Consider the following 25,993-nt stretch of genomic DNA (forward strand, 5'->3'; position numbering starts at 1 on the left):
AGCCGGATCGCGACGAGCAGGACGTGGGGGCGTTCGGGATCAAGCCGTCGAGCAACGCAAACGCCGCAGTCGACAGCGCCGCGACCAAGGCCAGCACCACCGCGCCGCCGGTGATCGCGAAGGCGAGCAGGTTCAGCATGATGAATCCGCGGGTCTCGCGTTGTTCATAGGCGATATTGAGCGCGGTGACGATCGACGAGGCGCCCTTCGTGCCGCCATATAGAGCGATACCGAGCGCGATCACGAGACCGAAGCCCTTTTTGCCTTCGGACGTGCCGACCACGGTGGTGAGCTGGTCGCCGATCACGCGCGCGGCATCGTCGGGGAGGACGTGGAACAGCGCGCGAATGTTGGCAACGACGGTTTCGGTATCGGCGACGAGACCGTAGATCAGGACGATCGACGCGAGCAGCGGCACGATCGCGGCGAACCCGTAGAACGCGGTGCCGGCCGCGATGAGGCCGATATTGTCTTCGCCCGCCTCGGTCCAGGTCCGCTTCAGGACCTTCCACCATTCGCGGGCCGACATCGACCACGGGCTGGTGGCCTCATGCTCGGCTCGTAACTCACCTTTGCTCAGCGTCTTGCCCCTTGGTCCCGATATCCTCCGACCCAACGCCGTGCGCACGCAAACGTGCCGTCAGAGTTGCCGCAAGGCCTGTGCCGGGCGGGCGCCGAGGATCGGCCACGCGCCGATCAACCCGATCGCCATCGTCAGCCCCGCCCCGCCGATCAGCGTCGCTGCGACCGCCGCATAATCCGGCAGCCACTGAAAGCTGAACAGCTGCGTGACGACATACCACGCGCCACCGAGTCCAAGCGCGAGCGCGAGAAGCGAAAGCACGATGCTCAGGAAAGCGTATTCGAGCGCCTGCACCGCGAGCACCTGGCGTCGCGTCGCGCCGAGCGTGCGCAGGATCACGCCGTCATAGGTGCGCGCCTCGCGTGCGGCGGCGATCGCACCGATCAGCACGGCGATACCGGCGAGGATCGCGACCGACGCCGCCGCGGTGATCGCGGTCGCCATCTGCGAGACGATCGCGCGGACCTGCCCCAGCACGCCGCGCACCTCGATCACCGATACCGACGGGAAGCGGGGCAGCAAGGCGCGCATCACCATCGATTCCTCGCCCGGCGCCAGATCGATCGTCGCCGCCAGGTTGTGCGGCGCATCCTCGATGGCGTTGGGCGAGAACACCATGACGAAGTTGAAGCCGAGCGTATCCCAGCTGATCCGCCGGAACGACGCTATCCGCGCGGTCCGCTCGACGCCGAGCAGGGTATAGGTGAGCGGATCGCCGATCTTGAGATCGAGCACCTTCGCCAGACGCTCGTCGATCGAGACGAGGTGGGCCGCGGTAATTACGCGGCCACCACCGGCCGGCGGTCAGTTCGCTGCCCTCGGGCAGGGTCGCGGAATAGGTCAGGCCACGTTCGCCGCGCAACGCCCAGGCGCCTTCGGGCAGGGTCTTCAGGTCGGCGACCCGCGTCGTCCCGTAGCCGGTGATCGTGCCGCGCATCGCCGGCACGGTGCGGATCACCGGGTGGATCGCGATGCCTTCGACAGTCCGGCGAAAATCGGCTTCGCGATCGGGCGGGACGTCGAGCGCGAACAAGGCCGGCGCACGCTGTGGTACGGAGCGTTCGATATTAGCGTCGATGCTGGTGCGGATCGCCGCCAGCAGGACGAACAGCGTCAGTCCCAGCCCGAGCGCGACGACCAGCGTGCCGGTCCTTGCGCCGGGGCGGTGGAGGCCAGCGATCGCCAGTCGGAGCAGCGGGCGGCGCGATCGGGGCAACAGTGCGGCACTCCGCCGGACGCCCCATCCGAACACCGCCAGGAGTGCCAGCACGCCGGCCACCGCCGCCAGGAACCCGGCGCTCAGTGCGGGCTGTTCGGCGGTGAGCAACGCGAGCGCGACGATCGCGGCGCCGGCGCCGAGCACCCATGGCAGGGCCTTGCGCAACGGCACGGGGCGCTCGCCCGGCACGCCGCGCAACAGTCCGGCGGCGGGAATGCGACCGGCCTCGATCAAAGGCGGTGCGGTAAACGCGAGCGCGATCAGCATGCCATACGCCGCGGCGAGCGCCAACGGCGCGACTTGGAGCGTGAAGCGCGGCGCGACGGGCAGCACGTCCCCGCTAGCCACACGATCAGCGGCACGGTGAGGACGCCTGCGACCAGCCCGGCGGCGATGCCGATCGCCGCGACGACCGCCACCTGCAGCACGTAGATCCGCGCGATGATCCCCGACGTCGCGCCGAGCACCTTCAACGCGGCGATGCTCCGCGACGCGCGGCGAGATAGGAGGATACGCCGTTGCCGACGCCGATCCCGGCAATGACCAGCGCCGATAGCCCGACCAGCAGCACGAACTGCCCCATGCGATCGACGAAGCGCTCGGCGCCGGGTGCGGCGCGATCGCGCGTCTTGGTTTCCCATCCGGCGGTCGCGAACGCCGCCTTGAAGCGGTCGACGGCACTGGTCGGCGATGCGCCGGTCGGCAGGCGGACGCGATATTTGCTTTCGTACAGACTGCCTGGCTGGACCAGCCCGGTTCGCGCGATACCGGCGAGCGAGACGATCGCGACCGGGCCGAGCGTGAATCCTTCGCCCAACCGGTCCGGCTCGCCCGTGACGATGCCGCCGACCGTGAAGGTCGCGGTGCCGAGCTTGAGTTGAGCGCCGGGCGCGATCCCGAGGCGGCCGGCCAGCGCCGGCACGATCAGGACGGTGTTGGCATCTAGCACCGTTGCCACATCGCCGCGCAGGGCCAGCGTACCGTATAGCGGATAGGCGCGATCGACGCCCTTGAGTTCGATCGGGACGCTGTTGGTGCCGCGCACCGCCATCGCCTGCATGCGCACGGTTTCGGAGACAATCCCCAGCCGCGCCATCGCAGCACGTTCGGCGGGGTCGCGGCGCGCTGAGACGCGGCGAACTCGACGTCGCCGCCGAGGATCGCGCTACCGCGAGATGCCAGTTCGGTGTCGATCGCCCGCGTCAGGCTGCCGATCGCGGCCAGCGCACCGACGCCGAGGAACAGGCAGGCGAGCAACAGCCGCAGCCCGCGAAACCGCAGGTCGAGTTCGCGCCGCGCAAGCCGCCACGCCAGCCGCCAGTCGTTCACCGCAGGCGGTCCGAGACGATCCGGCCGTCGGCGAGTTCAACGGTGCGATCGCAGCGTGCCGCGAGGGCGGGGTCGTGGGTGATGACGATCAGCGTCGCGCCGGTAACCGCGCGGTGGTCGAACAGCAGGTCCATGATCGCGGTGCCGGTCGTCGCATCGAGGTTGCCGGTCGGTTCGTCGGCGAAGACGATATCCGGCCTCGGCCCGAGCGCACGGGCGATCGCCACGCGCTGTTGCTCGCCCCCGACAATTGCGTCGGGTAATGGCCGATACGATGCGAAAGGCCGACCGCGCCCAGTTCGGCCTCGGCGCGCGCGAAGGCGTCCGGCATCCCCGCCAGTTCCATCGGCACCGCGACATTCTCGAGCGCGGTCATCGTCGGTAACAGGTGGAAGGCCTGGAGGACGATCCCGATCCGCCCGCGCCGTGCCCTGGACAATGCGTCCTCGTCCAGCGTGCCGAAATCGAGCCCGGCGACCTCCACACGCCCGCCGCTCGCCTGTTCCAGTCCGGAAAGGATCGCCATCAGCGACGACTTGCCCGACCCGGATGGCCCGAGCAGCGCGACGCTGGTGCCGCGGGCGATATCGAGATCGATGCCCTTGAGGATCGTCGTCGCGGCGGTGGCGGCGCCGAGTGTCAGCGTGACATCGCGCGCCGAGATCACCATATCGGCGGAAGCAGGTTCGGACATGGAGACCAATATCTTGGAGAAACAGATGCGACGCTGGCCTCTTTATGGGGGCGGACTGGCGCTTCTCCAAGCCGCGCTGTTGAGCGCGTGCGATCAGGCGGCGGAGGCCCCTGCCCCGGCTGCCACTACGAACGCAGTCGCACCGGTCGTGGAAGCGCCCGCCCCGAGCGGACCCGAGCGGCTGATCCTGGCCTTCGGCGACAGTCTGTACGCGGGCTATGGGCTCGACCGCGGCCAGAGCCTGCCGGACGCGGTGCAGGCGCGACTGCGGCGCGACGGCATGAACGCGACGATCGTCAACGCCGGCGTCTCGGGCGACACGAGCGCAGCGGGGCGGCAGCGGTTCGCGTTCGCGCTCGACAACATGGCGCGCAAGCCGGATCTGGTATTGATCGGACTCGGTGGCAACGATGTGTTGCGGCAGATTTCGCCGGCCGAGACGCGCACGAATATGACCGCGATGCTCGACGAGGCGAAGCGACGCGGAATCCCGGTCGTGCTGACGGGGATGATGGCGCCGCCCAACCTCGGACCGGACTTCTCTTCGCAGTTCAATGCGATATGGCCCGATCTTGCGAAACGTTACAATGCGACGCTCTATCCGTTCATTCTGAACGGCGTGATCGGCAATGCACAGTTGATGCAGGCGGATCACGTCCATCCCAATCAAACCGGCGTAAACAAGATTGCGGACCGGGTCGCACCGATCGTCGAGAATGCTTTGAAAAAGGCCGAATGATTGGAAATACTTGGCAGGCAGTTCTGTATTCGGGTCGGAAACAGTCGGCGGGGCCATCGCACGATCGTCCAAGTTCGTCACATCGAGTGGCTTGCATTCCCCTTTCACAGGGCGCGCGGTTGGTGCAACGCCGACATGAGGGATACAGAGGGCTAGGACATACAGGGCGATGCAATGCAATTAAGCGGTTTGATCGCACGGCTTGGTCGACATCTCGATCTGACCGATGCGGAGCGCGAGGCGATCACGCGGGCCGAGCGGGGCGAGCGCCGGTTGAAGGCCGGCGACATCCTGATGGCGGAAGGTGGCGAGAGCCATGCGCTGTACGTCGTGCGCCAGGGATGGCTGCATTCCTCGACTAAGCTGGATCACCGGCGGCCGGCAGATCCTGCGCTTCCATTATGCCGGCGACCTGATCGGCACGTCGAGCATGGCCTGGTCGCAGGCGGCGGCGACGCTGACCGCTATCTCGGACTGCTGGGTCATCGAACTGCCGAAGACCGAACTCGGGCTGCTGTTCCGCGCGCACCCGCGGATCGCCGGATTGCTCTATGCCATCGCTGCCGCCGAGAACGTCGCGATGAGCGACCGGCTGACGACGATCGGGCGGATGGGCGCGAGCGAGCGGCTGTCGACGTTGCTGCTCGACATCATGGCCCGGCTGCGCGTGACGGCGGGCGGGATCGTCGACTCGTTCGACCTGCCGCTGACGCAGACCGATATCGGCGATGCGCTGGGGCTGACCAAGGTGCACGTCAACCGGACGATCCGGGCGCTGGAGAAGGCGGGTGTGATCGAGCGGAACGGGCGTCGGGTGCGGATCGTCGACGAGGCCGCACTGGTCGCGACGACCGGGTTTACCGATCGGTATGGCGAGATCGAGACGGCCTGGTTGCCGCCCGCGGCTTGAGAACGATCGTTTCTTGATCCTCCCCGCCAGGGGAGGATCATTTGGGCAGCGTCAGGTGCGGTCGACGACGAACAGCGTGACGCGGTCGTATTTGATGTCGCCGGGGTTGAAGATCGCGTCGGGGACGAACGGGCGATCGATCACCTCAATATCCTTCAGACCGGCGAGCTTGAACGTGCCGAGCTTGATCTCCTTGGGCGGCTGACCGTCGCGCTCGAGCGTGATCGCGTCGACGAAAACGTCGTCATGCTTGGTGTAGAGGATGTGCGGCGCCAGCGTGCAGACCATCCGGTTATAGGTCGCGGTGATGCACTGGCGCAGCGCGATCGCCTGCAACAGCAGCGCGTTTGCATTGGACGGGGCGGACTGGTCTGGGGTCGAGGTCATGTTGTGCATCGCAGCATAAGTTAGGGGATCGGTGCCGTTAGGCCGAACGCGCTACATGCGACAAGGCCTAACTTGACACTATAGCCGGTTTAGCCCGCCTGCTCGACCCGGCCTGACGCTTCGACCTCGTCGGTGTGGACGTCGAAGCCGACCAGACGGGCGGGGCCGAAGCTGGTGGTGAGCGCGGTATCGGTCGCGTCGCGCCCGCGCGCCATCAGGATCCGGCCGATCCGCGGGCGATTGTGCCGCGCGTCGAGCGTGTGCCATGTACCGCCAAGATACACGTCGAACCATGCGGAGAAGTCCATCGGCGCGTCGACCGGCGGGATGCCAATGTCGCCGAGATAGCCGGTGCAATAGCGTGCGGGGATGTTCATGCAGCGGCACAAGGTGACCGCGAGGTGCGCGAAATCGCGGCAGACCCCTTGGCGTTCCTGGTAGACGTCCCACGCGGTCTTGGTCGACCGCGCGAAATGATAGCCGAACTCGACATGGTTGTGCGTGAAGTCGACGATCGCTTGGACGCGCTGCCAGCCGGCGGGGACGTGCCCGAACAGCGACCAGGCGGTCTCGGACAGGCGGTCGGTCTCGCAATAGCGGCTGCCGAGCAGGTAGATCAGGATGTCGTCGGGGAGATCGTGCACCGCATGCTGGACCGCGTCGGGGGAGACCGAATCCGGCAGGCCGCTGTCCTCGATCGTGAAGTCGCAGGACAGGGTGAGGCCGCCGCTGCGCACCGTGAACCGCGTGCACACGTTGCCGAACGCGTCGAGATAATCATAGGTCGGCACGTCGGGATCGGCGGCGATCCGGTGCGGGGTCACGAAATCCTTATTGCGCGACGGATGCACGCTGAGCATCGCCAGCATCGGTGTCTCGACGTCGGTTTCGAAACGAATGTCATAACCAGCCCGGATCAGCATCGATGTCCCCCTTGGGCGCAGTGTTTCGCGCCGTATGTCACGCAGTGTGTGATGATTGGTGGTGGTCGGAGTGCTCGTTCGAGTCTTCGTCGACGGTGATGTCGACCGACACGCTCATGTCGAGGAAGCTGCCGGGAAAGCCGCTCCAAGTGCCGGAGACGGGCACCGCTTGGTAGATGTCGCGCGCGACTGCGACGCGGACGAGACCGCGATTGCCGACGATGCCGTTGGTCGGGTCGAACTCGACCCAGCCCGAGCCAGGGATATAGACGCGCACCCAGGCATGTGTGTTGCCGCCACCGGTGCGATGCTCTCGACGTGTCGGATTGTAGACATAGCCCGACACGAACCGCGCCGCGAAACCGAGCGCGCGGACCGCCTCGATCATCAGCATCGCATAGTCTCGGCAGGTGCCCTTGCGCTTGGCGAGCGTCTCGATCGGCGACTGCGTGCCCTTTTCGGGGCGCTGCACATAGGTGAACTCGCGCTTGATCGCCGCGGTCATCTCGGAGAGCATGGCGAGCGTATCGGTCTGCCCGCCCGGCGCGACGAACCGGCGCGCCCAGGTGTCGATCTCGCGCAGCGGATCGTGATGCTGACGCTCGATCGAGCGGAGCAGGTCGGGCATCTCCTCCGACGAATAGGTGAACGGATAGAAACGCGCATACCGCTCGATATCGACCCGCTGCAATTCCCCCGGCGTGTGATCGAGGTGGACGGTGCTATCGATCAAGAGGTCCTTCGCCCGCTTGGCGAAGGTGGCGATCGCTACCGAATTGCCGAACACGTCGTGCAGCCAGCGGATGTCCGAGGGCTCGGGGCTTATCGTCAGCGTGGCATCGATCAGGCGCTGGTCGTAGCTTTCGCGCGGTCGGACCATGATCCGGTGTTCGCCGAACGCAACCGGTTGGCGATACGAGTATTTGGTTACATGAGAGAGTTAGAGATGGCATCGAGGATCCACGTCGCATGAACAGCACTGCCAGCCAAACGCTGCTTGGGACCGAAGATGCCGCACCGGTCAGGGTAATCAACCCCAAAGGTGCGTCATCGTTCCTGTTGATAGGCGATCATGCGGGAAATGCCGTACCGAAGGCGCTGGGGTCGCTGGGCCTGAGCGATGCGGAGTTGTCGCGGCACATCGGCTGGGACATCGGCATCGGCGAACTCGGCGCGCTGCTATCAGAGAAGCTCGACGCGGTGTTCGTCCGGCAAAGCTATTCGCGACTGGTGATCGATTGCAACCGGAGCCCGAGCCAGCCGGATCTGATCGCCGAGGTGAGCGACGGGACCGTGGTGCCGGGCAATGCGAGGCTCGGTGAGGCCGACCGCGCGACCCGGTTCGCGAAGATCCACACGCCGTATCAGGACGCCATCGCGGCGGAGATCGCGCGGCGCGATGCGGCGGGGATGACGACGGTGCTGGTCGCGCTGCACAGCTTCACGCCGGCGATGAAGGGCGCGTTGCGGGACCAGGCGCGGCCTTGGCATATCGGCATCCTGCACGACGGGGGAGACACCGCGTTCGCGCATGCACTGCTCGATGCGTTGCGCAACGAGGCGGACCTGGTGGTGGGCGACAACGAACCGTACCGCATGGACCTGATCGACTATACCATCCCACGTCATGCGTATCCGCAGCGTCGGCTATATGCTGAGATCGAGGTGCGGCAGGATCTGCTAGGGTCGAGCGAGGGGTGTGCGGCTTGGGCCGAGCGGCTGGCGCGGGTGCTGCCGGCGGCGCTGGGCTCGCTGTAGTTCCACATTCACGATCCTCCCCGCTAGGGGAGGTGGCTGGCGCTTGCCAGACGGAGGGGAGGAAGGGCGTAACCACTGTTCCGTGCTCCTCCCCTCCGTCGCCTCCGGCGCCACCTCCCCTCGCGGGGGAGGATCAGAGTGCTTCGGGTTCGGCTTGGCCGTGCCGTCGCAGCCGCAATCGGATCGCGGATCATCTTGGCGGTCTGGTGCGTTCGCTCGGCGGCCAAAGATGTGACCACCCCTCTGTTTGAAATTCGAGCCTGATGCAGTCCACGCCCCCGCCCACGGCGCCCGACCAGATCCCAATCCCGGCGCAGGAGCGATACAAGGCTCTGTTCGAGGCGATCGACGCGGGATTCTGCATCATCGAAGTCCTTTTCGACCAGCATCGGACGGCGATCGATTACCGTTTCGTCGAGGTCAATCCGCAGTTCGAGCAACAGACCGGGCTGCTCGATGCGGTCGGCCGTACTGCACGCGAACTCGTTCCCGATCTCGAGCAATTCTGGTTCGAGACGTACGGCAAGGTCGCACTGACCGGCGACCCGGTGCGGTTCGATCACGGCTCCGACCCGATGGATCGCTGGTTCGAGGTAAATGCGTTCCGGATCGGCGCACCCGACGCGCACCTAGTCGCGATCCTGTTCAACGACGTATCGGACCGCCGCCGCGCCGCGCTGCAGACCCAAGAGAGCGAGGACCGCCTTACCCAGGCGCTGACCGCGGGCAACGGGATCGGCACCTGGGACTGGGACGTTCCCAACGACAGGATCAAAGCCGACGAACGGTTCGCGCGACAATATGGCGTGCCGGTCGAGATGGCTCGCAAGGGTGCGCCACTCGAACGGTATTTCGCCTGCGTCCATCCCGACGATCTGCCGGCGACCCGCTGCCGCGTGGCCGATGCGATGGAGGCGGGCGGCGACTTCTCCGCGGAATACCGCGTGGCCCAGTCCGACGGCGCGATCCGGTGGATCGCCGCGCAGGGCCGGTGTCGACTGGCGGCAGACGGCTCGCCACTGCGCTTTTCGGGGTGAGCTTCGACATTACCGAACGCAAGCAGGCCGACCTTCGGCAACACGCGTTGCTCGAGCTGGGCGATGCGATCCGTGACCTGACCGGACCCGACGAGATCGCCTATGCCGCGTCGGCCATCCTCGGCACCGCGCTGCAGGTCAGCCGGGTCGGCTATGGCGTGATCGACACGGTGCGAGAGACGATCACCGTCGAACGCGACTGGAACGCGCCGGGGATCACGACGATCGCCGGAACGCTCCGGTTTCGCGACCACGGATCCTATATCGAGGACCTGAAGGTCGGTCGCACCGTAGCCATCGCCGATGTCGATCTCGACCCGCGCACCCGTGAAACAGGCGACGTGCTGAAGGCGATCAGCGCGGCCGCGTTCGTCAACATGCCATTGGTCGAGCAGGACGATTTCGTCGCCTTGCTCTACGCCAATCACGCGACGCCGCGCGTGTGGACCGAGGACGACCTGTTGCTGATGCGCGAGGTCGCCGAACGCGTCCGCACCGCGACCGAGCGCCTGCGCGCCGAGAATGCCCGCCGCGCCAGCGAAGAACAGTTCCGCGTGTTCGCCGAGGCAGTGCCCAACCAGATCTGGGCGGCACGGCCGGACGGCCATCTCTATTGGTTCAACCAGCAGGTCTATGCGTTCAACGGCCTCGAACCCGGTGCGCTCGACGGCACGCGCAGCTGGGCGAACCAAGTGCACCCTGAAGACTCTCCTGCTGCAACAAAGGCTTGGAAGCGATCCCTCACAACCGGTGAGCGCTACAGCGCCGAGTTTCGCGCTCGGGGGAAGGACGGCATCTACCGCTGGTTCCTGGTCCGCGCCGATCCGGTCCGCGCCGCCGACGGTACGATCCTGCGCTGGGTCGGTACCAACACCGATATCGACGACAGCCGCCGCCAGGCCGCCGAGCTGGTCCGCTGGAACGAGACGCTCGAGGAGCAGGTCGCAGCCCGGACGCGCGACCTGATGGCGACCGAGGAAGCGCTGCGCCAGAGCCAGAAGATGGAGGCGGTCGGCCAGTTGACGGGCGGAATCGCGCATGATTTCAACAACCTCCTGACCGGCATTACCGGCAGTTTGGAACTGCTCGGCATCCGCATCGCGCAAGGGAGGCTGAACGATGTCGAGCGCTATTCGATCGCCGCACAGGGCGCCGCCAAGCGCGCCGCGGCGCTGACCCACCGCTTGCTGGCCTTCTCCCGCCGGCAAACGCTCGATCCCAAGCCGACCGACGTCAATCGGCTCGTTTCAGGGCTGGAGGATCTGGTGCGGCGGACGGTCGGTCCCGCCATCGAGGTGGAGGTCGTCGAGGCGGTCGGGCTGTGGGCCACGCTGGTCGATCCGAACCAGTTGGAGAACGCGCTGCTCAACCTGTGCATCAACGCGCGCGACGCGATGCCCGAGGGCGGGCGGCTGACGATCGAGACCGCCAATCGCTGGATCGATGCACGGACTGCGCGCGAACGCGAACTCGAACCCGGCCAATATGTCTCGCTCAGCGTATCGGATACTGGCACCGGGATGCCGCCCGAGGTGATCGCCAAGGCGTTCGACCCGTTCTTCACGACCAAGCCGCTCGGGCTCGGCACCGGACTCGGGCTGTCGATGATCTACGGGTTCGCCCGACAGTCGGGCGGCCAAGTGCGAATCTATTCCGAGGTCGGCGACGGCACCAACGTCTGCCTTTATCTACCGCGGCATTTCGGCGAGGCGGAAGACGCCGGCGTCGATGCCGAACTCGCCGACGCCCCGCGCGCGCTCGACGGCGAAACCGTGCTGGTGGTCGATGACGAACCGACCGTACGGATGCTCGTGATCGAGGTGCTGGAAGAACTCGGCTATGCGGCGATAGAGGCGGCGGATGGTGCCTCGGGCTTAAACTGCTGCAATCGTCAGCGCGGATCGACCTGCTGGTAACCGATGTCGGGCTGCCGGGCGGAATGAACGGACGCCAGATGGCCGATGCAGCACGCGTCGGGCGGCCCGACCTGAAGATCCTCTTCATCACCGGCTATGCGGAGAATGCAGTGGTCGGCAACGGCTTCCTCGATCCGGGTATGCACGTGATGACAAAGCCGTTCGCGATGGAAGCGCTGGCCGGGCGGATCAAGGCGTTGATTACCGCGCGATAAGTTTGCGCGCTGCGACGATCTTGAACCCGATCGTCGATCGATGCGTGTCGTCCGCCCGCCCCTAACAGCATGGGCTTCCCATGCCAGACAGCGCGATGATCTGTGTTGCCTTGCGGTAACAGCCGGACTCCCAAGTGCGGAGATGGCAATATTGTCACTTGATATGATGTATCATCAAATTTACCCGGCGACTCGTACAGGGACAACACCCCGACGATAAGGGAATTTCATGAAGACGATGCTGTTCGGCGCCACCGCCCTGGCTGCCCTCCTCGCCTCTCAGGCTCACGCTCAGACCGCCGCGACGGATCCCGCGACGCCCGCCCCTACCCCGGCGCCCGCCTCGACGTCGGTCAGCTCGACCAATCAGCGCGACATCATCGTCACCGCACCGCTCCAGACGAGCGAGCGCGACGTGTTGCAGGGCACGACCGTCCTCACCGGCCAGGAACTCACGCGCCAGTTGCGCCCGTCGATCGGCGAGACGCTCGCGCGCCAGCCCGGCGTGTCGGCGTCGTCGTTCGGGCCGAGCGCCTCGCGTCCGATCCTGCGCGGCTTCCAGGGCGACCGGATCCGCGTGCTGACCGACGGGATCGGCTCGATCGACGTCTCGAACACTTCGGTCGACCACGCGGTCATCATCGATCCACTGCTCGCCGAGCGTATCGAGATCCTCCGCGGCCCCAGCGCGCTTCTATATGGCACGTCGGCGGTCGGCGGCGTCGTCAACGTTATCGACACGCGTATCCCGCGGTCGGTGCCCGAGAACGGCTACCGGTTGAACGGCATCGCCAATTATGGCTCGGCGGCGAACGAACGCTCGGGCGGCATGGCGGGCGACGTCGCGGTCGGCCAGCACCTCGTGCTGCATGCGGATGGCTCGTATCTGAAGTCGGGCGACCTGCGCACCGGCGGCTATATCCTGTCGCGTGACGCCCGGGCACAGGCACTCAGCCACGGCCGCCGCCACACCCGTCGATCCGAACGAGGCCGATCCGATCGACTATGCCGCATCGGCGCAGTTGAAGGGCAAGCTCCCCAATACGCAGTCGGAGACGTGGACGGCGGGCGCCGGCGCGTCGATCATCACCGACAATGGCAGCCTCGGCGTGTCGTACAGCCATTACGACAGCCTGTACGGCGTACCGATCCGCTACGCCACGCAAGCCGGGCAGGAGCAGGAAGCGCCGCGTCTCGACGTGGTCCAAAACCGCGTCGACCTGCGCGGCGAGATCGACACCGGCGGCGACGTGCTGAGCAAGATCCGCGTCCGCGTCGGCCAGGCGAGCTATCGCCATTTCGAGCTGGAGGAAGACAATTCGGTCGGCACAGCCTTCTACAACAAAGGCCTCGAAGGACGCCTCGAAGTCGTCCAGGCGAACCGCGGCGGCTGGCAGGGCGCATCGGGCGTGCAGTTCTACAACCGGATCTTCAACGTGGTCGGCGACGAGGCATTCCTGCCGAAGAACGAAACCAACCAGACCGGGCTCTTCACGCTCCAGCAGTATGAATCAGGCAAGTTCCGCGCCGAGGGCGGCGTGCGCTACGAGATCACCGATCTCGCCGCACGGACGCCCGAGGACGACCTGCGCTTCTTCCGTGGCAGCCAGAGCTATCATTCGGTCTCGGGGTCGCTCGGCGCCTCCTACGCGCTGACCGACAGCATCCGCGTCGGCCTGAACGGCTCGCGGACCGAGCGCGCGCCGTCGGCCGAGGAATTGTTCGCAAACGGCGCGCATGCCGGCACGCAGGCGTATGAACTGGGCAATCCGGACTTCAAGCTGGAGAAGTCCTGGGGGCTCGAAGGCACGCTGCACGCGCATGGCGACGGCTTCAGCTTCGACGCGTCGGCCTATTACAACTGGTTCTCGAACTACATCTCGGAGAACCAGGTCGCACCGTCGGTCTGCCAGGCGGCGGCCGATCCTTCGGGTCGCACCGTCGACCTGCCCTGCTTCCAGTATCAGCAGGCCAACGCCCGCTATTACGGGTTCGAGGCGGACGCATCGGTCAAGCTCGCGCAGATCGGCGGCTATGCGGTCAACGCCGACGTGCTGGGCGATTACGTCCACGCCAACATCGTCGATCAGGGCCCGGTCCCGCGCATCCCGCCGATGCGCGTGCTCGGCGGGATCGAGGCGCAGGGCGACCGGATCAACGGCCGCGTCGAGGTGGAGCATGTGTTCGACCAGAACCGGATCGCCGCGTTCGAGACGAAGACCAACGATTATACGATGGTCAACGCGTCGATCGGGTTGAGCCCGTTCGGGAAGGATCCGAAGACGACGCTGCTGCTGAGCGCGAACAATTTGTTCGACGTGAACGCACGGCGCGCGACGAGCTTCCTGAAGGACTTCGCACCGCTTGCAGGTCGTGATTTCCGCGCGACCCTACGCTTCGGGCTGTAAAAGCCGCTACACGCCGCCTGCCCGTCACCCCAGCGAAAGCTGGGGTGACGGGCAGGAGACGCGCTGGACCATCGCTGAAGACAAAGCCCCCGCAGAAGGGACAGTGCTTCATCCCCAACATGAAACAAATGTCATTTTCGGGTTTACGCCGCCCCGCCCCCGCCGCTAGGAGAAATTCTTCTAACGGGTGGCAAGGTAATGATGCGGAAGGCTATTTCTCTTTCCGTGGGCGCGTGCCTGCCGCTGTTGACGGCGTGCAACCAGCACCAGTCGACGCTTGCCCCATTCGGTGAGGAGGCGGACAAGGTCCTCTCGATCACCATCGTCCTGGTCATCGGTGCCGTCATTCTCGCTGGCGGCCTCGCGCTGCTCATGCGCCATGCGATGCGCGCGCCCGAGGGGCGGCTGACGCACAAGGGGGCATGAAGCTGGTGCTGTGGCTCGGCGGCATCGGCCCTTCGATCATCCTGCTTGCGCTGCTGCTCTACGCGCTCCCTGCGATGCGCCCGCGCGAAGTCGCCAACGGCGATCTCCGCATCGGCGTCGAGGGCGAGCAATTCTGGTGGCGGGTCCGCTATGCCCCGCCCGGGGGATCGGTGGTCGAGGCCGCGAACGAACTCCGCCTCCCCGTCGGCCGCACGGTCGAGCTGTCGTTGCGCAGCCCCGACGTCATCCACAGCTTCTGGGTGCCTGGCCTCGCCGGCAAGATGGACATGATCCCCGGCCGCACCAACCGCCTCGTCGTCCGCGCGACCAAGGCCGGCACGTACCGCGGCGTCTGCGCCGAGTTTTGCGGGCTCGGCCATGCGCTGATGGCGTTCGACGTGATCGCGATGGAGCCCGCCGCGTTCGAGCGCTGGCTCGCCGAGCAGGCCCGCCCCGCGACCGTCACAGCCTCCCCGGCGCGCGCTTGTTCGCGAGCTATGGCTGTAGCGGTTGTCACAGCGTCCGCGGTGTCGGACCGGTCGCGAAGATCGGCCCGGATCTCACGCATTTCGGTTCACGCCCGACACTCGCCGCCGGCGTGCTGCCGATGACCCAGGCCAACATCGCCGGCTTCGTCCGCAACCCGGCCAAGACCAAGCCGGGCGTTCGGATGCCCGCCTTCCCGCAGATGTCGGCCGCCGAAGCCGACCAGATCGCCAGCTATCTTCAGGGGCTCAAATGACCACCGAGAGCGCCCAGTACGTCGCCCCCGACCAGAACGATCCCGCGGTCCGCAAGGGCCAGGAGGATCGCCTGCGCGAAGTGTGGAAGCCGCCATCGGGGTGGTTCTTCCGCTGGACCGACGTCAACAACAACCGGATCGGCGTGTGGTACACGCTGACCGCGTTCGGCTTCATGCTGTTCGCAGGCGTGCTCGCGCTGATCATGCGCACGCAGCTCGCGGTGCCGAACAACGACCTCGTCACCGCGAACACCTTCAACCAGCTGTTCACGCTGCACGGCTCGATGATGATGTTCCTGTTCGCGGTGCCGATGTTCGAGGCGGTGTCGATCATTCTGTTGCCGCAGCTGCTCGGCGCGCGCGACCTGCCGTTTCCGCGACTGTCGGGGTTCGGATATTGGAGCTTCCTGATCGGCGGCGTGTTCGTGTCGGGCTCGATCTTCTTCGATGCGGCACCCGATGGCGGCTGGTTCATGTACCCGCCGCTGACGACGCGCACCGACCTCAGCGGGCTCGGCGCGGATATCTGGATGCTGGGGCTGAGCTTCATCGAGGTGTCGTCGGTCGCCGCGGCGGTCGAGCTAATCGTCGGCGTGCTGAAATGCCGCCCGCCCGGCATGCGCCTCAACCTGATGCCGCTCTACGCCTGGTACATCCTGGTCGTCGCGGTGATGATCCTGTTCGCGTTCCCGCCGCTGATCGCGGGCGACGTGCTGTTCGAGATGGAGCGGCTGCTGAACTGGCCGTTCTTCAACGCGGAGAAGGGCGGCGATCCGCTCCTCTGGCAGCACCTGTTCTGGATCTTCGGGCATCCGGAAGTCTACATCGTCTTCCTGCCGTCGATCGCGCTGTTCGCGATGCTGATCCCGACGTTCGCGCAAAGACATTTGCTCGGCTATCCGTGGATCGTGCTGGCCGCGGTCGGCACCGCATTCCTGAGCTTCGGGCTGTGGGTCCACCACATGTTCACCACCGGGCTGCCGAAGATCAGCCTCGCCTTCTTTGCGGCCGCGTCGGAAGCAGTGGCGATCCCGACCGGGGTGCAGATCTTCGTGTTCATCGCGACTTTGTGGGCTGGCAACGTCAAGAAATCGACGCCGCTGCTGTACGCGAGCGGAAGCCTCGCCGTGTTCGTGATCGGCGGCCTGACCGGTGTGATGGTCGCGGTCGCGCCGTTCGATTGGCAGGCGCACGACACCTATTTCATCGTCGCGCATCTCCACTACGTGCTGATCGGTGGTACGCTGCTGCCGCTGTTCGCCGGGCTGTATTATTACTGGCCGCTGGTGACAGGGAAGAAGCTCAGCGACAAGCTTGGGCGGATCGCGTTCTGGATCATGTTCGTGGGCATGAATCTGACCTTCTTCCCGATGCATCTGTCCGGCCTGCTCGGCATGCCGCGCCGCGTCTTCACCTATCCGGAAGAACTCGGGATCGGCGGGCTGAACCTTGCCTCGACGATCGGGTCGTACATGTTCGCAGCTGGCGTCGTGATCGTCTGCATCGACCTCGCGCTTTCACCGCGCCGTCCGAAGGCACCGCGCAATCCGTGGAATGCGGGCACGCTCGAATGGCTCGCGCATCCGGACGACGAGGATTGGGGTATCCGTTCGGTGCCGCTGATCGAGAGCCGCTATCCGATCTGGGACCAGAAGAACTTCGTCCAGAAGGTCGACGAGGGGCGCTTCTTCCTGCCCGATGCGGAGGAGATGCGGCGCGAGTCGATCATCACCACCGTGCTCGACGCGCGCCCCCTCCAGGTGATCCGCCTCGGTACGCCGAGCGTGAAGCCGATGATGACCGCGGTCGCCCTGGCGGGCGTGTTCATCCTGACGACCTACCATCTTTATATCTGGTCGGCGGTCAGCGGCGTCGCGACGCTCGCGTGCGTGCTGTGGTGGCTGTGGACCGGGACCGCCGAGATCCCCGAAAAGCCGACCAAGCATATCGGCCATGGTATCGAGGTGCCGCTCTACACCTCCGGGCCGTCGGCGCCGGGCTGGTGGGCGATGTTCATCACGATGATGGCGGATGCGACCGCGTTCTCTGGCCTCGTGTTCGGCTATTTCTTCTTCTGGACGATCCACAATGATTTCCCGCCGAGTGGAGTTGGGCTCAACGGGCCAGGCGTGTTCTGGCCGATGGTCGCGCTCGCGCTGACCTTAACCGGCTGGGCCGCAACCGTCGGCGCGCGCGAAGTGCATCGCCGCGGCAACGTCGGTGCGGGCCGGGCGCTGCTGGTGGTCGGGATCGTCGCGACGCTGGCGAGCCTGTTCGCCGGGCTTGCCGGACCGTGGTATTCGGGGCTCGATCCCGAACTCCACGTCTATCCCGCGATCGTCTGGACGTTGGCGATCTGGACCGCGGTGCATGCCGCGATCGGGGTCATCATGCAGGCCTACACGCTCGCCCGCAGCCTCGCGGGGAAGATGACGCCGGTCTATGACGCGGACCTGCGCAACATCACCGTGTACCACCATTTCCTCGCGCTGACCGGCATCGTGACGTTCTGCACGATCGGCCTGTTCCCGGGGTCGCATGACCGAGCCAAAGTCCAGCCGGAAGTCCGAGTCCGACCGAAAGCATTGGGCGCGCGACCTAAAGGTGACGCTCTGGACCTTGATCGTCCCGCCGACGATCTGGGCCGTACATTTCCTGTTCTGCTACCTATGGGTGGCGGTGACCTGCGCAAAATCGCCGACCCCGGGGACCGCCTTGACCGGCTTTCCCCTTGCGACGCTAATCGCGACGATCGTGGCGCTGCTGGCGATCGTCGCGGCGGGCTATATCGCGCGCGTCCAGTCCGAGACGCCAGGCGATCCGGCCCCGCACGAACAGGGCACGGCGATCGACCGCCTGCGCTTCCTCGCGCTGTCGACGCGGTTGCTGGCGGGGCTGAGCTTCGTCGCGGTGATCTTCACGGCACTACCCGTCATCATGTTCGGCGATTGCCGATGAGACGGGTGCCGACGAGACGCGCGAGCCTTGCGCTGGGCGTCGCACTCGTCCCGATCGGCTGGGCGTTCGCCGCCGCGCCGCTCGGCATGGTCGGGCACATGACGGGCCACATGATCGCAGTCGCGGTCGCGGCACCGTTCCTGGCGTACGGCATCGCCGGCAGCCGCTTCGATCCGGCCGAGCGCTGGCCCGCGGTCGTGACCCCGCTCGCAATGTCGCTCGTCGAACTGGTCGTTGTGTGGCTCTGGCACCTCCCCGCGCTCAGATTGCGCGTCGACATGCAGCCGGTTGCGTTGCTGATCGAGCAGGCAAGTTTCCTCGCGGCTGGCGTGCTTCTCTGGAGCGCAGTTCTCGGCACGCGCACCGGCGGCGCGAGCGATCGACGCGCGTCGGGTGTCGCGGCGATGTTGCTGACCTCGATGCACATGACGCTGCTCGGCGCGCTGATCGGCCTCGCCCCGCGCCCGCTCTACGCGATGATGGAGATGCACCCGGCAATGCACGGTCTCGACGCCCTCGAAGACCAGCAACTCGGCGGCGTCGTCATGCTGATGGTCGGCGCGGCGAGCTATTTCATCGGCGGGCTCGCGATGCTCGGCGGACTATTGAAGACACGGAGCGCGACGGCATGACGATCCGGATCACCTGGGCGCGCGCAATCGCCACCCTTGTCGCGCTGGCGCTCGCCGGGCTGTTGTTCGCCTGGTCGGGCGTGTTCAACATCGCCGCGTCGTCGGGCCATTGGAAGATCACCGACTGGTTCCTCCACTGGACGATGCGCAACTCGGTCCGCACTTACGCCGCCGTCACCGCTCCCGACGATCCCAAGGCGAACGACGGCCTCGTCAGCGCCGCCGGCCACTTCAAGGCAAGCTGCGCCTCGTGCCACGGCGCCCCCGGCGTGCGCCCGCTTCCCGTGATGCAGTCCGCGACGCCGCCCGCGCCGAACCTGTCGATCAACGCGCGCGAATGGACCGACAAGCAGATCTTCTGGATCCTCAAGCACGGCGTCAAATACACCGGCATGCCCGGCTGGGCTGCCAAGGGCCGCGACGACGAGGTCCGCCGCATGGTCGCCTTCGTCCGCCTGCTGCCCGAGATGACACCCGCAACCTATCGCTCGCTGACCGAAGTCCCGGGTGTTTCCGATGCCAGGATCACGACTTGCGCCGGCTGTCATGGCGCAGACGGACAAGGCCGCGGCCAGCCCGACATGCCCGTGCTCGGCGGCCAGAGCCCGGCCTATCTCCGCGCTGCGCTGGAGGCCTATGCGACCGGCAAGCGCCAGAGCGCCGTTATGGCGAACGCCGCCGCGACGCTGACCCCGGCCGAAATGAAACGGCTGGCCGACCACTTCGCCGCGATGCCGGGCCTCGGCCGCGCAACGCCGTCGGGCTCGACCGAAGCCGCGAAGATCGCCCGCGAGGGGTTGCCGAAGGTGCAGCTCCCCGCCTGCGCGAGCTGCCACGCTCCCGGCAAGCCCTACCCCGTCCTTGCCGGCCAGCGCGCTAGCTACATCGCCCAACGCCTACGCAACTGGCGCGGTGATGAGACGGTGGTCGACGCGCGGAAGTCGCAGGCGACGATGCCGGTCATTGCCCGCCGTATCCCGGAAGACATGATCGACCCGCTCGCCCGTTATCTCGCAGGCCGCTGATCCTTCAGCTTTTCGCGGGCAACATCTCGATCGACACGGAACGTTCGCCGAGCACATCGGCGAGCCGTTCGCCGGATGAGAGCCCGGTGTCGCCCCACCAATCGCGGGCATCGATCCGGTCGAGATGGCGCTCGGCACAGCGGAGCGGAACGACGCAGCGCAGGCTTGCCTCCTTGCCGACCCGCCGAAACGCAATCACCCGATCCGCGCGAAGGCCGGTGACGGCGACCGCCTCGTAGCGGCCCTCCGAGAACAAGGTCGGGTGATCCCTTCGCATCGCGAGAAGCTGCCGAATCAGCGCCATCTTCGCTGGCGTTTTGCCGTCCAACGATGCCTGCAGTCGCGCGTAATCTACCGGTCGCCGATTGTCGGGATCGACCAGGCTCAGATCGGTGGTCTCAGTTCCTTGATAGAGGTCTGGCACGCCGGGCACGGTGTAGCGCAGCGCGACCTGTGCGAGGCCGTTCGCCTCCGCCGCGGGTGCGATCTGCGCGATGAACGCGGTCATGTCGTCGAGGAAGGCCTTCGACCGCTCGGGATCGAGCAACGCGCGGGCCAGATCGTGGCAGCGGCTCTCGTACGCCTCGTCCGGCGCCTCCCACGAGGACCGTAGCTTCGCCTCGCGCAACGCCTTTTCCTGCCACGCGACGATCCGCTTGGCGAAATCCGCCAGTCCCTGGGCGTCCGATGCCGTCAGCTCCTCAGGCCATGCGCCGAACAGCGTCTGGAACAGCATATAGGCGTCGGCAGGATCGACCCCGTCGGCAAACGGCGCGGCGAGTTCGTGCCATCGTTGCACGCGCGCGCGCCAGAGGTCGGGCACTTCGCTCAACACCGCGAGCCGTGCCCGGACGTCTTCGCCACGCTTATGGTCGTGCGTGGCGGTCGCGAGCATCGCCGCCGGCCAATAACGGGCGCGATCGACCATTGCCGCGTGGAAGTCGTCGATCTCCAGCGACATGCGTGCAGCGTCGAACCCCACGTCATTGCGCGAGAGCAGGCGGCCGTAGCGGTAGAACGCGGTGTCCTCGACCGCCTTGGCGGCGATCGGTGCGGAGAGTTGCTGGAACTTGCGCACCGCCTCGGCCGCGAGCTTGGACTCCCCGGAACCCTCGCCTGCCAGCCATGCGAGCATACGATCGACCACTGCGGTCTCGCCTGGTGGGACGAACTGCGCGATGCGCTGGCGAACCGTCTCGCGGATCGCGGCGTCCGCTGCCGGGGCGGCGTCGCCTGTTCCGTAGGTGCGATAGACCGGGAAGACCCAGAGCAGTCGCTCGATCGCGCGGTCGAGCATGCCGCGGGTAAGCCCGTCGCATTCGGGCGTCGAGCGGGCGAGTGCGACGAAGGCCTCGACGCTGCTCCGGTGCTGCGCGTGGAACTGCCACGCAAGCAATTCCTGCCGCGCGCGCAATTCCTCGGGCGCGAAGTCCGGGGAGCGGCCACCGATATCCGCCCAGAGTTCGGCGAGCGGTTCGGCACCGGCGGGCGCGTGGAGCAAGGCCGTCACCTGCTCCATGAAGTCGTACCCACTGGTGCCGTCGACGCCCCAGTCGCTGCTGAGCGGTTCGCCGTCGGCGAGGATCTTCTCGATGACGATGTACGCCCGACCGGTTGGCGCATCGGCGGGACGTTCAATCGCATCGAGCCTTGCACGGAGTTGACGACAATAGCCGGCGGGGTCGGTCAGGCCATCGACGTGATCGACGCGAACACCGTCGATCAGTCCCTCGGCGTACAGTCGGAAGTAGAGCGCGTGCGTGGCGTCGAACACGACCGGGTCTTCGGCGCGGAGGCCGGCAAGGTCGTTGATCGTGAAGAACCGCCGCCAGTTGAGTTCATCGTTGGCGACGCGCCACGATGCGAGGCGGTAATGCTGGCGATCGACGAGCGCGGCGATGTCGTCGGTTGCTGCGGTGGCCTGATCCTCGTCGCGGATCGGCAGGCGATGTTCGCCATAGGCTTCGAGGACATACCGACCGTCGACCTGCTCGACTTTGATCGCGCCACTCGCGAGCGTCTCGGCGAGCGGATCGCCCAGGATCGGGAGGACCAGCTTCTCGCGCCAGTCGATATCGAAGTAGCGCGAAAATTCGCTTGATTGGCCGTGCGTTAGGACGTCATTCCACCACGCGTTCTCACCGCCGGCGACACCCATATGGTTGGGGACGATGTCGATGATGACGCCCATGTCGCGCGCACGGAGGGCGGCAACGAGGCTGCGGAACGCCTCTTCGCCCCCGAGCTCGGGATTGATGCGGGTCGGGTCGACGACGTCGTAGCCGTGGGTGGACCCGCTGCGGGCGGTGGTGATCGGCGAGGCGTAGAGGTGGCTGATCCCAAGTGTGTCGAGATACGGCACCAGCGCCTCGGCATCGGCGAAGGTGAAGTCCTTGTGGAACTGGAAGCGATAAGTTGCGCGCGGCGTCGTAGGGGGTCATGCGGGTCTCGCGGCGTTGAGCGTGTCGATGCGGGCGGCGACGGCGGGGCGTTGGAGCAGTGCCTCGGTCATATCCGGCAGGCGGCGTCGCCAATTGGGGTGTTCGTCGATCGTGCCGGGGAGGTTGGGCTGCTCGATCACCCCCGCCAGATCCTCGATGGGTATGATCGCGAGCGCACACGGCGTGCTAGCGACATGCGCGATTGCGGCATCGACGACCGGGTCGGTGTCATTGAGCGATGGCTGCTTCGCGCCCGTGTCGAAAGCGGACCAGAGTGCCGCGCGATCGTCCGCGCGGGCTGCCCGGTCTGCGGGTTCGTCGATAGCGTCGGACTTGCGGCCGAGGTCCCACGTCCAGTCGATGTCGCGGCCGCTCCACCAACCCGCGATTGTCGCGAGGTCATGTGTGCCGGTCATCGCGACCGCGTCGGGCGACCATTTCGCTAGGGGCACGAAACCGTCCGCGTCGCGCTCGAACCAGAGTACGCGCATGCCGAGCATGTGGCACGCATCCATCGCCTCGCGGAACCCGTCGGGAACAGTGCCGAGGTCTTCGCCGATGACGATAGCCTTCGCCCGCTGCGATTCCATCGCGATGATCCGCATCATGTCGTCGAACGGCATGTCGAGGTACGCGCCCTCTGCGGCGGACGCGCCTTCGGGGACGATCCAGAGGCGGCGGAGACCGAAGGCGTGGTCGATGCGGATGCCGCCGGCATGCGCCAAGGCCGCGCGGATCGTCGCGATGAACGGGGCGAACCCGGTCTCGCAGAGCGCGTGCGGGTCGAAACCGGTGATGCCCCAGCTTTGGCCGTCCGGGCCCAGCGGATCGGGTGGCGCGCCGATCGAGAGGCCGGTGAGCAGATCGCTGCGTCGGCTCCAGCCGTGGCTGCCACCCGGGTCCATGCCGACGGCGAGGTCGGCGATCAGGCCGACCGCCATGCCTGCATCCTTCGCGGCCTTTTGCGCGGCGTCGAGGTCGCGGCGAGCGAGCCATTGGAGGAAGACGTAGTAGGTGACGTCATCGGCATGTTCGGTGACGAAGCGGCGGACGGCCGGGCTGGCGGGATCGTGATACGCGGCCGGCCATTGCTGCCAACCCCGCGCGCCGGAGGTCGCGAGGAAATGCGCGTGGAGCGCGTCGAACTCGGCGTGGCGTTCGAGGTCATCGCCCCCTACGTGCCTGTATGCGTCGAGGGTTTTGCCAAGTTGTTGAGAATCTTGGTCGAAGGTCTTGCGAAGGCGTGCGAGCTTTGCAGGTATCGCGCTCTGCCAGTCTATCAAGTCGGGCGCGGGGTCGTTCGACGTCCCGGCGAACGCGGACGCGTCGGCATAGAGGCCGTTGAGGAATTGGCGACTGGATGGCGCGTAAGGGCTGTACCGGCTGGCGTCGGCGGGGAAGAGAGCGTGGGTCGGACTGATCGCGAGCGCGTCGGCGCCACGCTCGCCGAATGCTCGCGCGGTCTCCGCGAGTGTGCCGAAGTCGCCGAATACTTTGGCAGTCTCGCTGCGTAGGCTGGGAACCTGGACTGCGGGCGCCCAGATTTTGCGCCCCGGTACGGCATCGGCGATCGTGTAGCAGCGGCGCGGGGCGACGAGCAGATCGATCACGTCGTCGCCGATTTCTAGACGATGATAGCCGGTGTGCTCGATGGGCTTCAACAAGCCTCGGTCGATCGCAACCGACGTCCGCGTCCCGTTTTCCAGGGTGAGTTCGGCCTCGCCCGATAGCGGCGTCGCAAGCTGGATCGGATCACCGACGTCGACGGACAGGAAGCGGGGCGCTCGCGCAGTCCTGACTGCGATAGCGGCGAGGCTTTCTGCGATCTGCGTGGCGCTCGCGGATGGGTGGCCGAGGCGATCGAGGATCGCCCGCAACGCCTCGTCCGACACCGTCTGACGGCGACCGGCCGCGTCATGCCATTCGAGTTGCAGACCGGCGGCGGTCGCCAGTGCTCTTGGATCGCTCATCGTTCCAGCCAGACCGCGACGCTGCCGGATTCGCCCAGTTCGCCGTCGGCGAAGATCGGTGCGGCTTCGATCTCCGGGAACGCCACAGCCTCATCGCCAAGGTTAAGCGCGATCGTGAGCACCGCGCCGTCGGCCATCTTCCAGCGGGCGACGACGGCCCCTCCCCGATCGCTTCTGCGCAGATCGCGGTCGTGCCGCGCAGGCGAGGAATGATCGCGTCGTGGCGGATTTTCAACAGGTTGCGGTATAGGTCTTGCCATCTGGGCGCATCGGGGCCGGGTTCTGCGCGCGACCGATGGAAGGTTTCGTGCGCGTTCGGATCGGGGATCGCTTCGCGTGCTTCGGGGTCGGCGAAGGCGGCGAACTTGGCGAATTCCTTGCGCCGGCCATCGCGCACCGCGTCCGCCAGCTCGTCGTGGAAGTCGGTGAAGAACAGGAACGGGCTTTCACTGCCGTGCTCGTCGCCCATGAACAGCAAGGGAATTTGCGGCCCTAGCAGGAGCAAGGCGGTGGCTGCGCGGAGCTTCTGATGGTCGGCGAGCAGCGTCAGGCGTTCGCCCATCGCGCGATTGCCGATCTGGTCGTGGTTCTGGAGGAACGCGACGAACGCGGTCGGCGAGAGGTGCGCGCTCGGCTTCCCGCGCGGCTTGCCGTCGTGGTTGGGCGAGCCCTCCCCTGATAGATGAAGCCTTCGCTGAGGCAGCGTGCGAGGCGTTCGGCCGGACGATCTGAAAAATCAGCATAATAGGCGCTGGTTTCGCCGGTCAGCAGGACGTGGAGGACGTTGTGGAAGTCGTCGTTCCACTGCGCGTCGAACGCGTCCGAGTGCAGACGCTCGGCGTCGTTCCCTTCGTTTTCGAGGACGAGATGGACGTGCCGGCCCGCCGTCTTCTCGCGGAGTTCGGCGGCCATCGCGTCGAGAAAATCGTCGTTCGCGATCGCGTGGACAGCGTCGAAGCGGAGGCCGTCGAAGCGGTATTCGTTCAGCCACATCAGCGCGTTGTCGACGAAGAAGCGGTGGACCGGCGCCTGATCGACCGCGACCGCGCCGCCCCAGGGGGTATCGGCGTCGGCGTTGAAAAGCCCTGCGCATACGCGCCGAGGTAGTTCCCGTCAGGCCCGAAGTGATTGTAGACGACGTCGAGGAACACGGCCAGGCCAAGCTCGTGGGCGCGATCGACCAGCGACTTCAGTTCGTCGGGCGTGCCGTAGCTTTCGGCGGGAGCGTAGGGTAGCACGCCGTCATAGCCCCAGTTTCTCGTGCCACTATAGGCGTTTACGGGCATGAGTTCGATGGCCGTCACACCCAGCGCCGCGATAGTCGGGAGGTGATCGACAACGCCCGCAAAGCCGCCGAGCGCGCCAACATGGACCTCCTGAATGACCATCTCTTCCCACGGACGGCCGCGCCAGTCTGCTGTGCGCCAGTCGTAGGCGGCGTGATCGACGACGACGCTCCACCCATGGACGCCCCCGATTGTGCTCGCGAGGCCGGATCCGGAACCGTCAGATCGCCCGCCAGCCGGAACCGGTATCGCGTCCCTGGCGCTACGCGAGCCGAGGTGCTGAACCAGCCGTTGGCGTTGCGCGTCATTGGAACCGCGCCGCCATCGGCGATCTCCAGCGTCACGTCGTCGTGGTCGGGCGCCCAGAGGCGGAAGGTCGTTCCGTCGTTGGCGAG

Annotated in this window: 18 protein-coding genes and 8 pseudogenes (1 of these 26 running past the window's edge); 14 read left to right on the forward strand and 12 right to left on the reverse strand. The window is 66.4% G+C overall.

Translation table 11 applies throughout. The annotated features are described in order from the left end of the window. The 3 genes and pseudogenes from AC0IX7_RS07850 to AC0IX7_RS07860 form a co-directional block, all read right to left on the reverse strand. Positions 1–628: the 5' portion of a YihY/virulence factor BrkB family protein gene (locus AC0IX7_RS07850; protein WP_471811120.1), read on the reverse strand. 5 nt of this gene lie to the left of the window's left edge; the window shows 628 of its 633 coding nt (coding positions 1–628); it begins with the start codon at positions 626–628; its stop codon lies beyond the left edge, outside the window. Positions 629–640: 12 nt separating this feature from the next. Continuing rightward, a pseudogene (locus AC0IX7_RS07855) lies at positions 641–3,131 on the reverse strand (ABC transporter permease). Continuing rightward, positions 3,128–3,801: pseudogene (locus AC0IX7_RS07860) on the reverse strand (ABC transporter ATP-binding protein). The pseudogenes AC0IX7_RS07855 and AC0IX7_RS07860 overlap by 4 nt, the downstream one beginning before the upstream one ends. Positions 3,802–3,823: 22 nt before the next feature. On the opposite strand from AC0IX7_RS07860, the gene AC0IX7_RS07865 reads away from it, so the two are divergent. Further along, a complete protein-coding gene (locus AC0IX7_RS07865; protein ID WP_471811122.1) occupies positions 3,824–4,564 on the forward strand; it encodes an arylesterase in 741 nt (246 codons plus the stop codon). A gap of 180 nt (positions 4,565–4,744) precedes the next feature. On the opposite strand, the gene AC0IX7_RS07870 is transcribed toward AC0IX7_RS07865, so the two are convergent. Beyond that, positions 4,745–4,882, reverse strand: coding sequence for a hypothetical protein (locus AC0IX7_RS07870; RefSeq protein WP_471811124.1), 138 nt, complete (start codon positions 4,880–4,882; stop codon positions 4,745–4,747). Between AC0IX7_RS07870 and AC0IX7_RS07875 the strand changes: the two genes are divergently transcribed. Then, positions 4,881–5,474 carry a Crp/Fnr family transcriptional regulator gene (locus tag AC0IX7_RS07875; protein ID WP_471811125.1) on the forward strand — a complete coding sequence of 198 codons (594 nt, stop codon included), beginning with the start codon at positions 4,881–4,883 and terminating at the stop codon, positions 5,472–5,474. The genes AC0IX7_RS07870 and AC0IX7_RS07875 overlap by 2 nt on opposite strands. Positions 5,475–5,525: 51 nt before the next feature. On the opposite strand, the gene AC0IX7_RS07880 is transcribed toward AC0IX7_RS07875, so the two are convergent. From AC0IX7_RS07880 to AC0IX7_RS07890, 3 genes are all read right to left on the reverse strand, one after another. Next, the gene (locus AC0IX7_RS07880; RefSeq protein WP_128454646.1) at positions 5,526–5,861 is read right to left on the reverse strand and encodes a hypothetical protein; all 336 of its coding nucleotides are present in this window, start codon (positions 5,859–5,861) and stop codon (positions 5,526–5,528) included. 89 nt (positions 5,862–5,950) lie between these two features. Next, complete coding sequence (locus AC0IX7_RS07885; RefSeq protein ID WP_471811127.1) at positions 5,951–6,784, reverse strand: transglutaminase-like domain-containing protein; 834 nt, start codon at positions 6,782–6,784, stop codon at positions 5,951–5,953. A 37-nt stretch (positions 6,785–6,821) separates the two neighbouring features. Further along, entirely contained in the window at positions 6,822–7,664 is an 843-nt protein-coding gene (locus AC0IX7_RS07890; RefSeq protein ID WP_471811129.1) for a transglutaminase family protein, read from the reverse strand. Positions 7,665–7,753: 89 nt separating this feature from the next. On the opposite strand from AC0IX7_RS07890, the gene AC0IX7_RS07895 reads away from it, so the two are divergent. The 11 genes and pseudogenes from AC0IX7_RS07895 (at position 7,754) to AC0IX7_RS07945 (ending at position 19,901) form a co-directional block, all read left to right on the forward strand. Continuing rightward, positions 7,754–8,542: an N-formylglutamate amidohydrolase gene (locus AC0IX7_RS07895; protein ID WP_471811131.1), complete on the forward strand. Its 789-nt coding sequence runs from the start codon at positions 7,754–7,756 to the stop codon at positions 8,540–8,542. 263 nt (positions 8,543–8,805) lie between these two features. After that, positions 8,806–9,579: a PAS domain-containing protein gene (locus AC0IX7_RS07900; RefSeq protein ID WP_471811133.1), complete on the forward strand. Its 774-nt coding sequence runs from the start codon at positions 8,806–8,808 to the stop codon at positions 9,577–9,579. Beyond that, a pseudogene (locus AC0IX7_RS07905) lies at positions 9,576–10,013 on the forward strand (GAF domain-containing protein); the annotation flags it as partial. The gene AC0IX7_RS07900 and the pseudogene AC0IX7_RS07905, both read left to right, overlap by 4 nt. Before the next feature lie 36 nt (positions 10,014–10,049). Further along, positions 10,050–11,710: pseudogene (locus AC0IX7_RS07910) on the forward strand (ATP-binding protein); the annotation flags it as partial. Between the two features lie 229 nt (positions 11,711–11,939). Continuing rightward, a pseudogene (locus AC0IX7_RS07915) lies at positions 11,940–14,118 on the forward strand (TonB-dependent receptor). Between the two features lie 198 nt (positions 14,119–14,316). Further along, positions 14,317–14,544: a hypothetical protein gene (locus tag AC0IX7_RS07920; RefSeq protein ID WP_471811135.1), complete on the forward strand. Its 228-nt coding sequence runs from the start codon at positions 14,317–14,319 to the stop codon at positions 14,542–14,544. A gap of 74 nt (positions 14,545–14,618) precedes the next feature. Continuing rightward, positions 14,619–14,879 (forward strand): annotated as a pseudogene (locus AC0IX7_RS07925) (cupredoxin domain-containing protein); the annotation flags it as partial. Positions 14,880–15,028: 149 nt separating this feature from the next. Beyond that, a complete protein-coding gene (locus tag AC0IX7_RS07930; protein WP_471811136.1) occupies positions 15,029–15,286 on the forward strand; it encodes a c-type cytochrome in 258 nt (85 codons plus the stop codon). Continuing rightward, a pseudogene (gene ctaD, locus AC0IX7_RS07935) lies at positions 15,283–17,817 on the forward strand (cytochrome c oxidase subunit I); the annotation flags it as partial. The gene AC0IX7_RS07930 and the pseudogene ctaD, both read left to right, overlap by 4 nt. Positions 17,818–18,240: 423 nt before the next feature. Beyond that, complete coding sequence (locus AC0IX7_RS07940; RefSeq protein WP_471813802.1) at positions 18,241–18,876, forward strand: cytochrome c oxidase assembly protein; 636 nt, start codon at positions 18,241–18,243, stop codon at positions 18,874–18,876. Beyond that, a complete protein-coding gene (locus AC0IX7_RS07945; protein ID WP_471811138.1) occupies positions 18,873–19,901 on the forward strand; it encodes a c-type cytochrome in 1,029 nt (342 codons plus the stop codon). The genes AC0IX7_RS07940 and AC0IX7_RS07945 overlap by 4 nt, the downstream gene beginning before the upstream one ends. 4 nt (positions 19,902–19,905) lie before the next feature. On the opposite strand, the pseudogene treY reads toward AC0IX7_RS07945, so the two are convergent. The 3 genes and pseudogenes from treY to AC0IX7_RS07960 all read right to left on the reverse strand — a co-directional run. Further along, positions 19,906–22,314 (reverse strand): annotated as a pseudogene (gene treY / locus AC0IX7_RS07950) (malto-oligosyltrehalose synthase); the annotation flags it as partial. Positions 22,315–22,338: 24 nt separating this feature from the next. Further along, positions 22,339–24,312, reverse strand: a complete 1,974-nt coding sequence (malQ, locus tag AC0IX7_RS07955; protein WP_471811139.1) for a 4-alpha-glucanotransferase — start codon at positions 24,310–24,312, stop codon at positions 22,339–22,341. Then, entirely contained in the window at positions 24,309–24,449 is a 141-nt protein-coding gene (locus AC0IX7_RS07960; RefSeq protein ID WP_471811141.1) for a DUF3459 domain-containing protein, read from the reverse strand. The genes malQ and AC0IX7_RS07960 overlap by 4 nt, the downstream gene beginning before the upstream one ends. A 158-nt stretch (positions 24,450–24,607) precedes the next feature. Here AC0IX7_RS07960 and AC0IX7_RS07965 point away from each other — a divergent pair, with 158 nt between their 5' ends. After that, positions 24,608–24,808, forward strand: a complete 201-nt coding sequence (locus AC0IX7_RS07965) for a hypothetical protein (RefSeq protein ID WP_471811142.1) — start codon at positions 24,608–24,610, stop codon at positions 24,806–24,808. A 50-nt stretch (positions 24,809–24,858) separates the two neighbouring features. Here the strand turns inward: AC0IX7_RS07965 and AC0IX7_RS07970 are convergent, their stop codons facing one another. After that, positions 24,859–25,305 (reverse strand): hypothetical protein, encoded by a 447-nt coding sequence (locus AC0IX7_RS07970; RefSeq protein ID WP_471811144.1) that lies wholly within the window; start codon positions 25,303–25,305, stop codon positions 24,859–24,861. Next, positions 25,305–25,700, reverse strand: a complete 396-nt coding sequence (locus tag AC0IX7_RS07975) for an alpha-amylase family glycosyl hydrolase (protein ID WP_471811146.1) — start codon at positions 25,698–25,700, stop codon at positions 25,305–25,307. Before AC0IX7_RS07975 ends, AC0IX7_RS07970 begins: the two co-directional genes overlap by 1 nt. Positions 25,701–25,993 lie beyond the last annotated feature (293 nt).

The sequence above is a fragment of the Sphingomonas sp. AC411 genome (assembly GCF_979253035.1).

What these genes read in the sequence shown, in the direction of transcription:
- AC0IX7_RS07865 (WP_471811122.1), top strand. Translation starts at nt 3,824, where the DNA reads ATGGAGACCAATATCTTGGAGAAACAGATGCGACGCTGGCCTCTTTAT.
- AC0IX7_RS07875 (WP_471811125.1), top strand. Translation starts at nt 4,881, where the DNA reads ATGCGCTGTACGTCGTGCGCCAGGGATGGCTGCATTCCTCGACTAAGC.
- AC0IX7_RS07870 (WP_471811124.1), bottom strand. Translation starts at nt 4,882, where the DNA reads ATGGCTCTCGCCACCTTCCGCCATCAGGATGTCGCCGGCCTTCAACCG.
- AC0IX7_RS07880 (WP_128454646.1), bottom strand. Translation starts at nt 5,861, where the DNA reads ATGACCTCGACCCCAGACCAGTCCGCCCCGTCCAATGCAAACGCGCTG.
- AC0IX7_RS07885 (WP_471811127.1), bottom strand. Translation starts at nt 6,784, where the DNA reads ATGCTGATCCGGGCTGGTTATGACATTCGTTTCGAAACCGACGTCGAG.
- AC0IX7_RS07890 (WP_471811129.1), bottom strand. Translation starts at nt 7,664, where the DNA reads ATGGTCCGACCGCGCGAAAGCTACGACCAGCGCCTGATCGATGCCACG.
- AC0IX7_RS07895 (WP_471811131.1), top strand. Translation starts at nt 7,754, where the DNA reads ATGAACAGCACTGCCAGCCAAACGCTGCTTGGGACCGAAGATGCCGCA.
- AC0IX7_RS07900 (WP_471811133.1), top strand. Translation starts at nt 8,806, where the DNA reads ATGCAGTCCACGCCCCCGCCCACGGCGCCCGACCAGATCCCAATCCCG.
- AC0IX7_RS07920 (WP_471811135.1), top strand. Translation starts at nt 14,317, where the DNA reads ATGATGCGGAAGGCTATTTCTCTTTCCGTGGGCGCGTGCCTGCCGCTG.
- AC0IX7_RS07940 (WP_471813802.1), top strand. Translation starts at nt 18,241, where the DNA reads ATGAGACGGGTGCCGACGAGACGCGCGAGCCTTGCGCTGGGCGTCGCA.
- AC0IX7_RS07945 (WP_471811138.1), top strand. Translation starts at nt 18,873, where the DNA reads ATGACGATCCGGATCACCTGGGCGCGCGCAATCGCCACCCTTGTCGCG.
- malQ (WP_471811139.1), bottom strand. Translation starts at nt 24,312, where the DNA reads ATGAGCGATCCAAGAGCACTGGCGACCGCCGCCGGTCTGCAACTCGAA.
- AC0IX7_RS07960 (WP_471811141.1), bottom strand. Translation starts at nt 24,449, where the DNA reads ATGGCCGACGGCGCGGTGCTCACGATCGCGCTTAACCTTGGCGATGAG.
- AC0IX7_RS07965 (WP_471811142.1), top strand. Translation starts at nt 24,608, where the DNA reads ATGGAAGGTTTCGTGCGCGTTCGGATCGGGGATCGCTTCGCGTGCTTC.
- AC0IX7_RS07970 (WP_471811144.1), bottom strand. Translation starts at nt 25,305, where the DNA reads ATGTGGCTGAACGAATACCGCTTCGACGGCCTCCGCTTCGACGCTGTC.
- AC0IX7_RS07975 (WP_471811146.1), bottom strand. Translation starts at nt 25,700, where the DNA reads ATGGTCATTCAGGAGGTCCATGTTGGCGCGCTCGGCGGCTTTGCGGGC.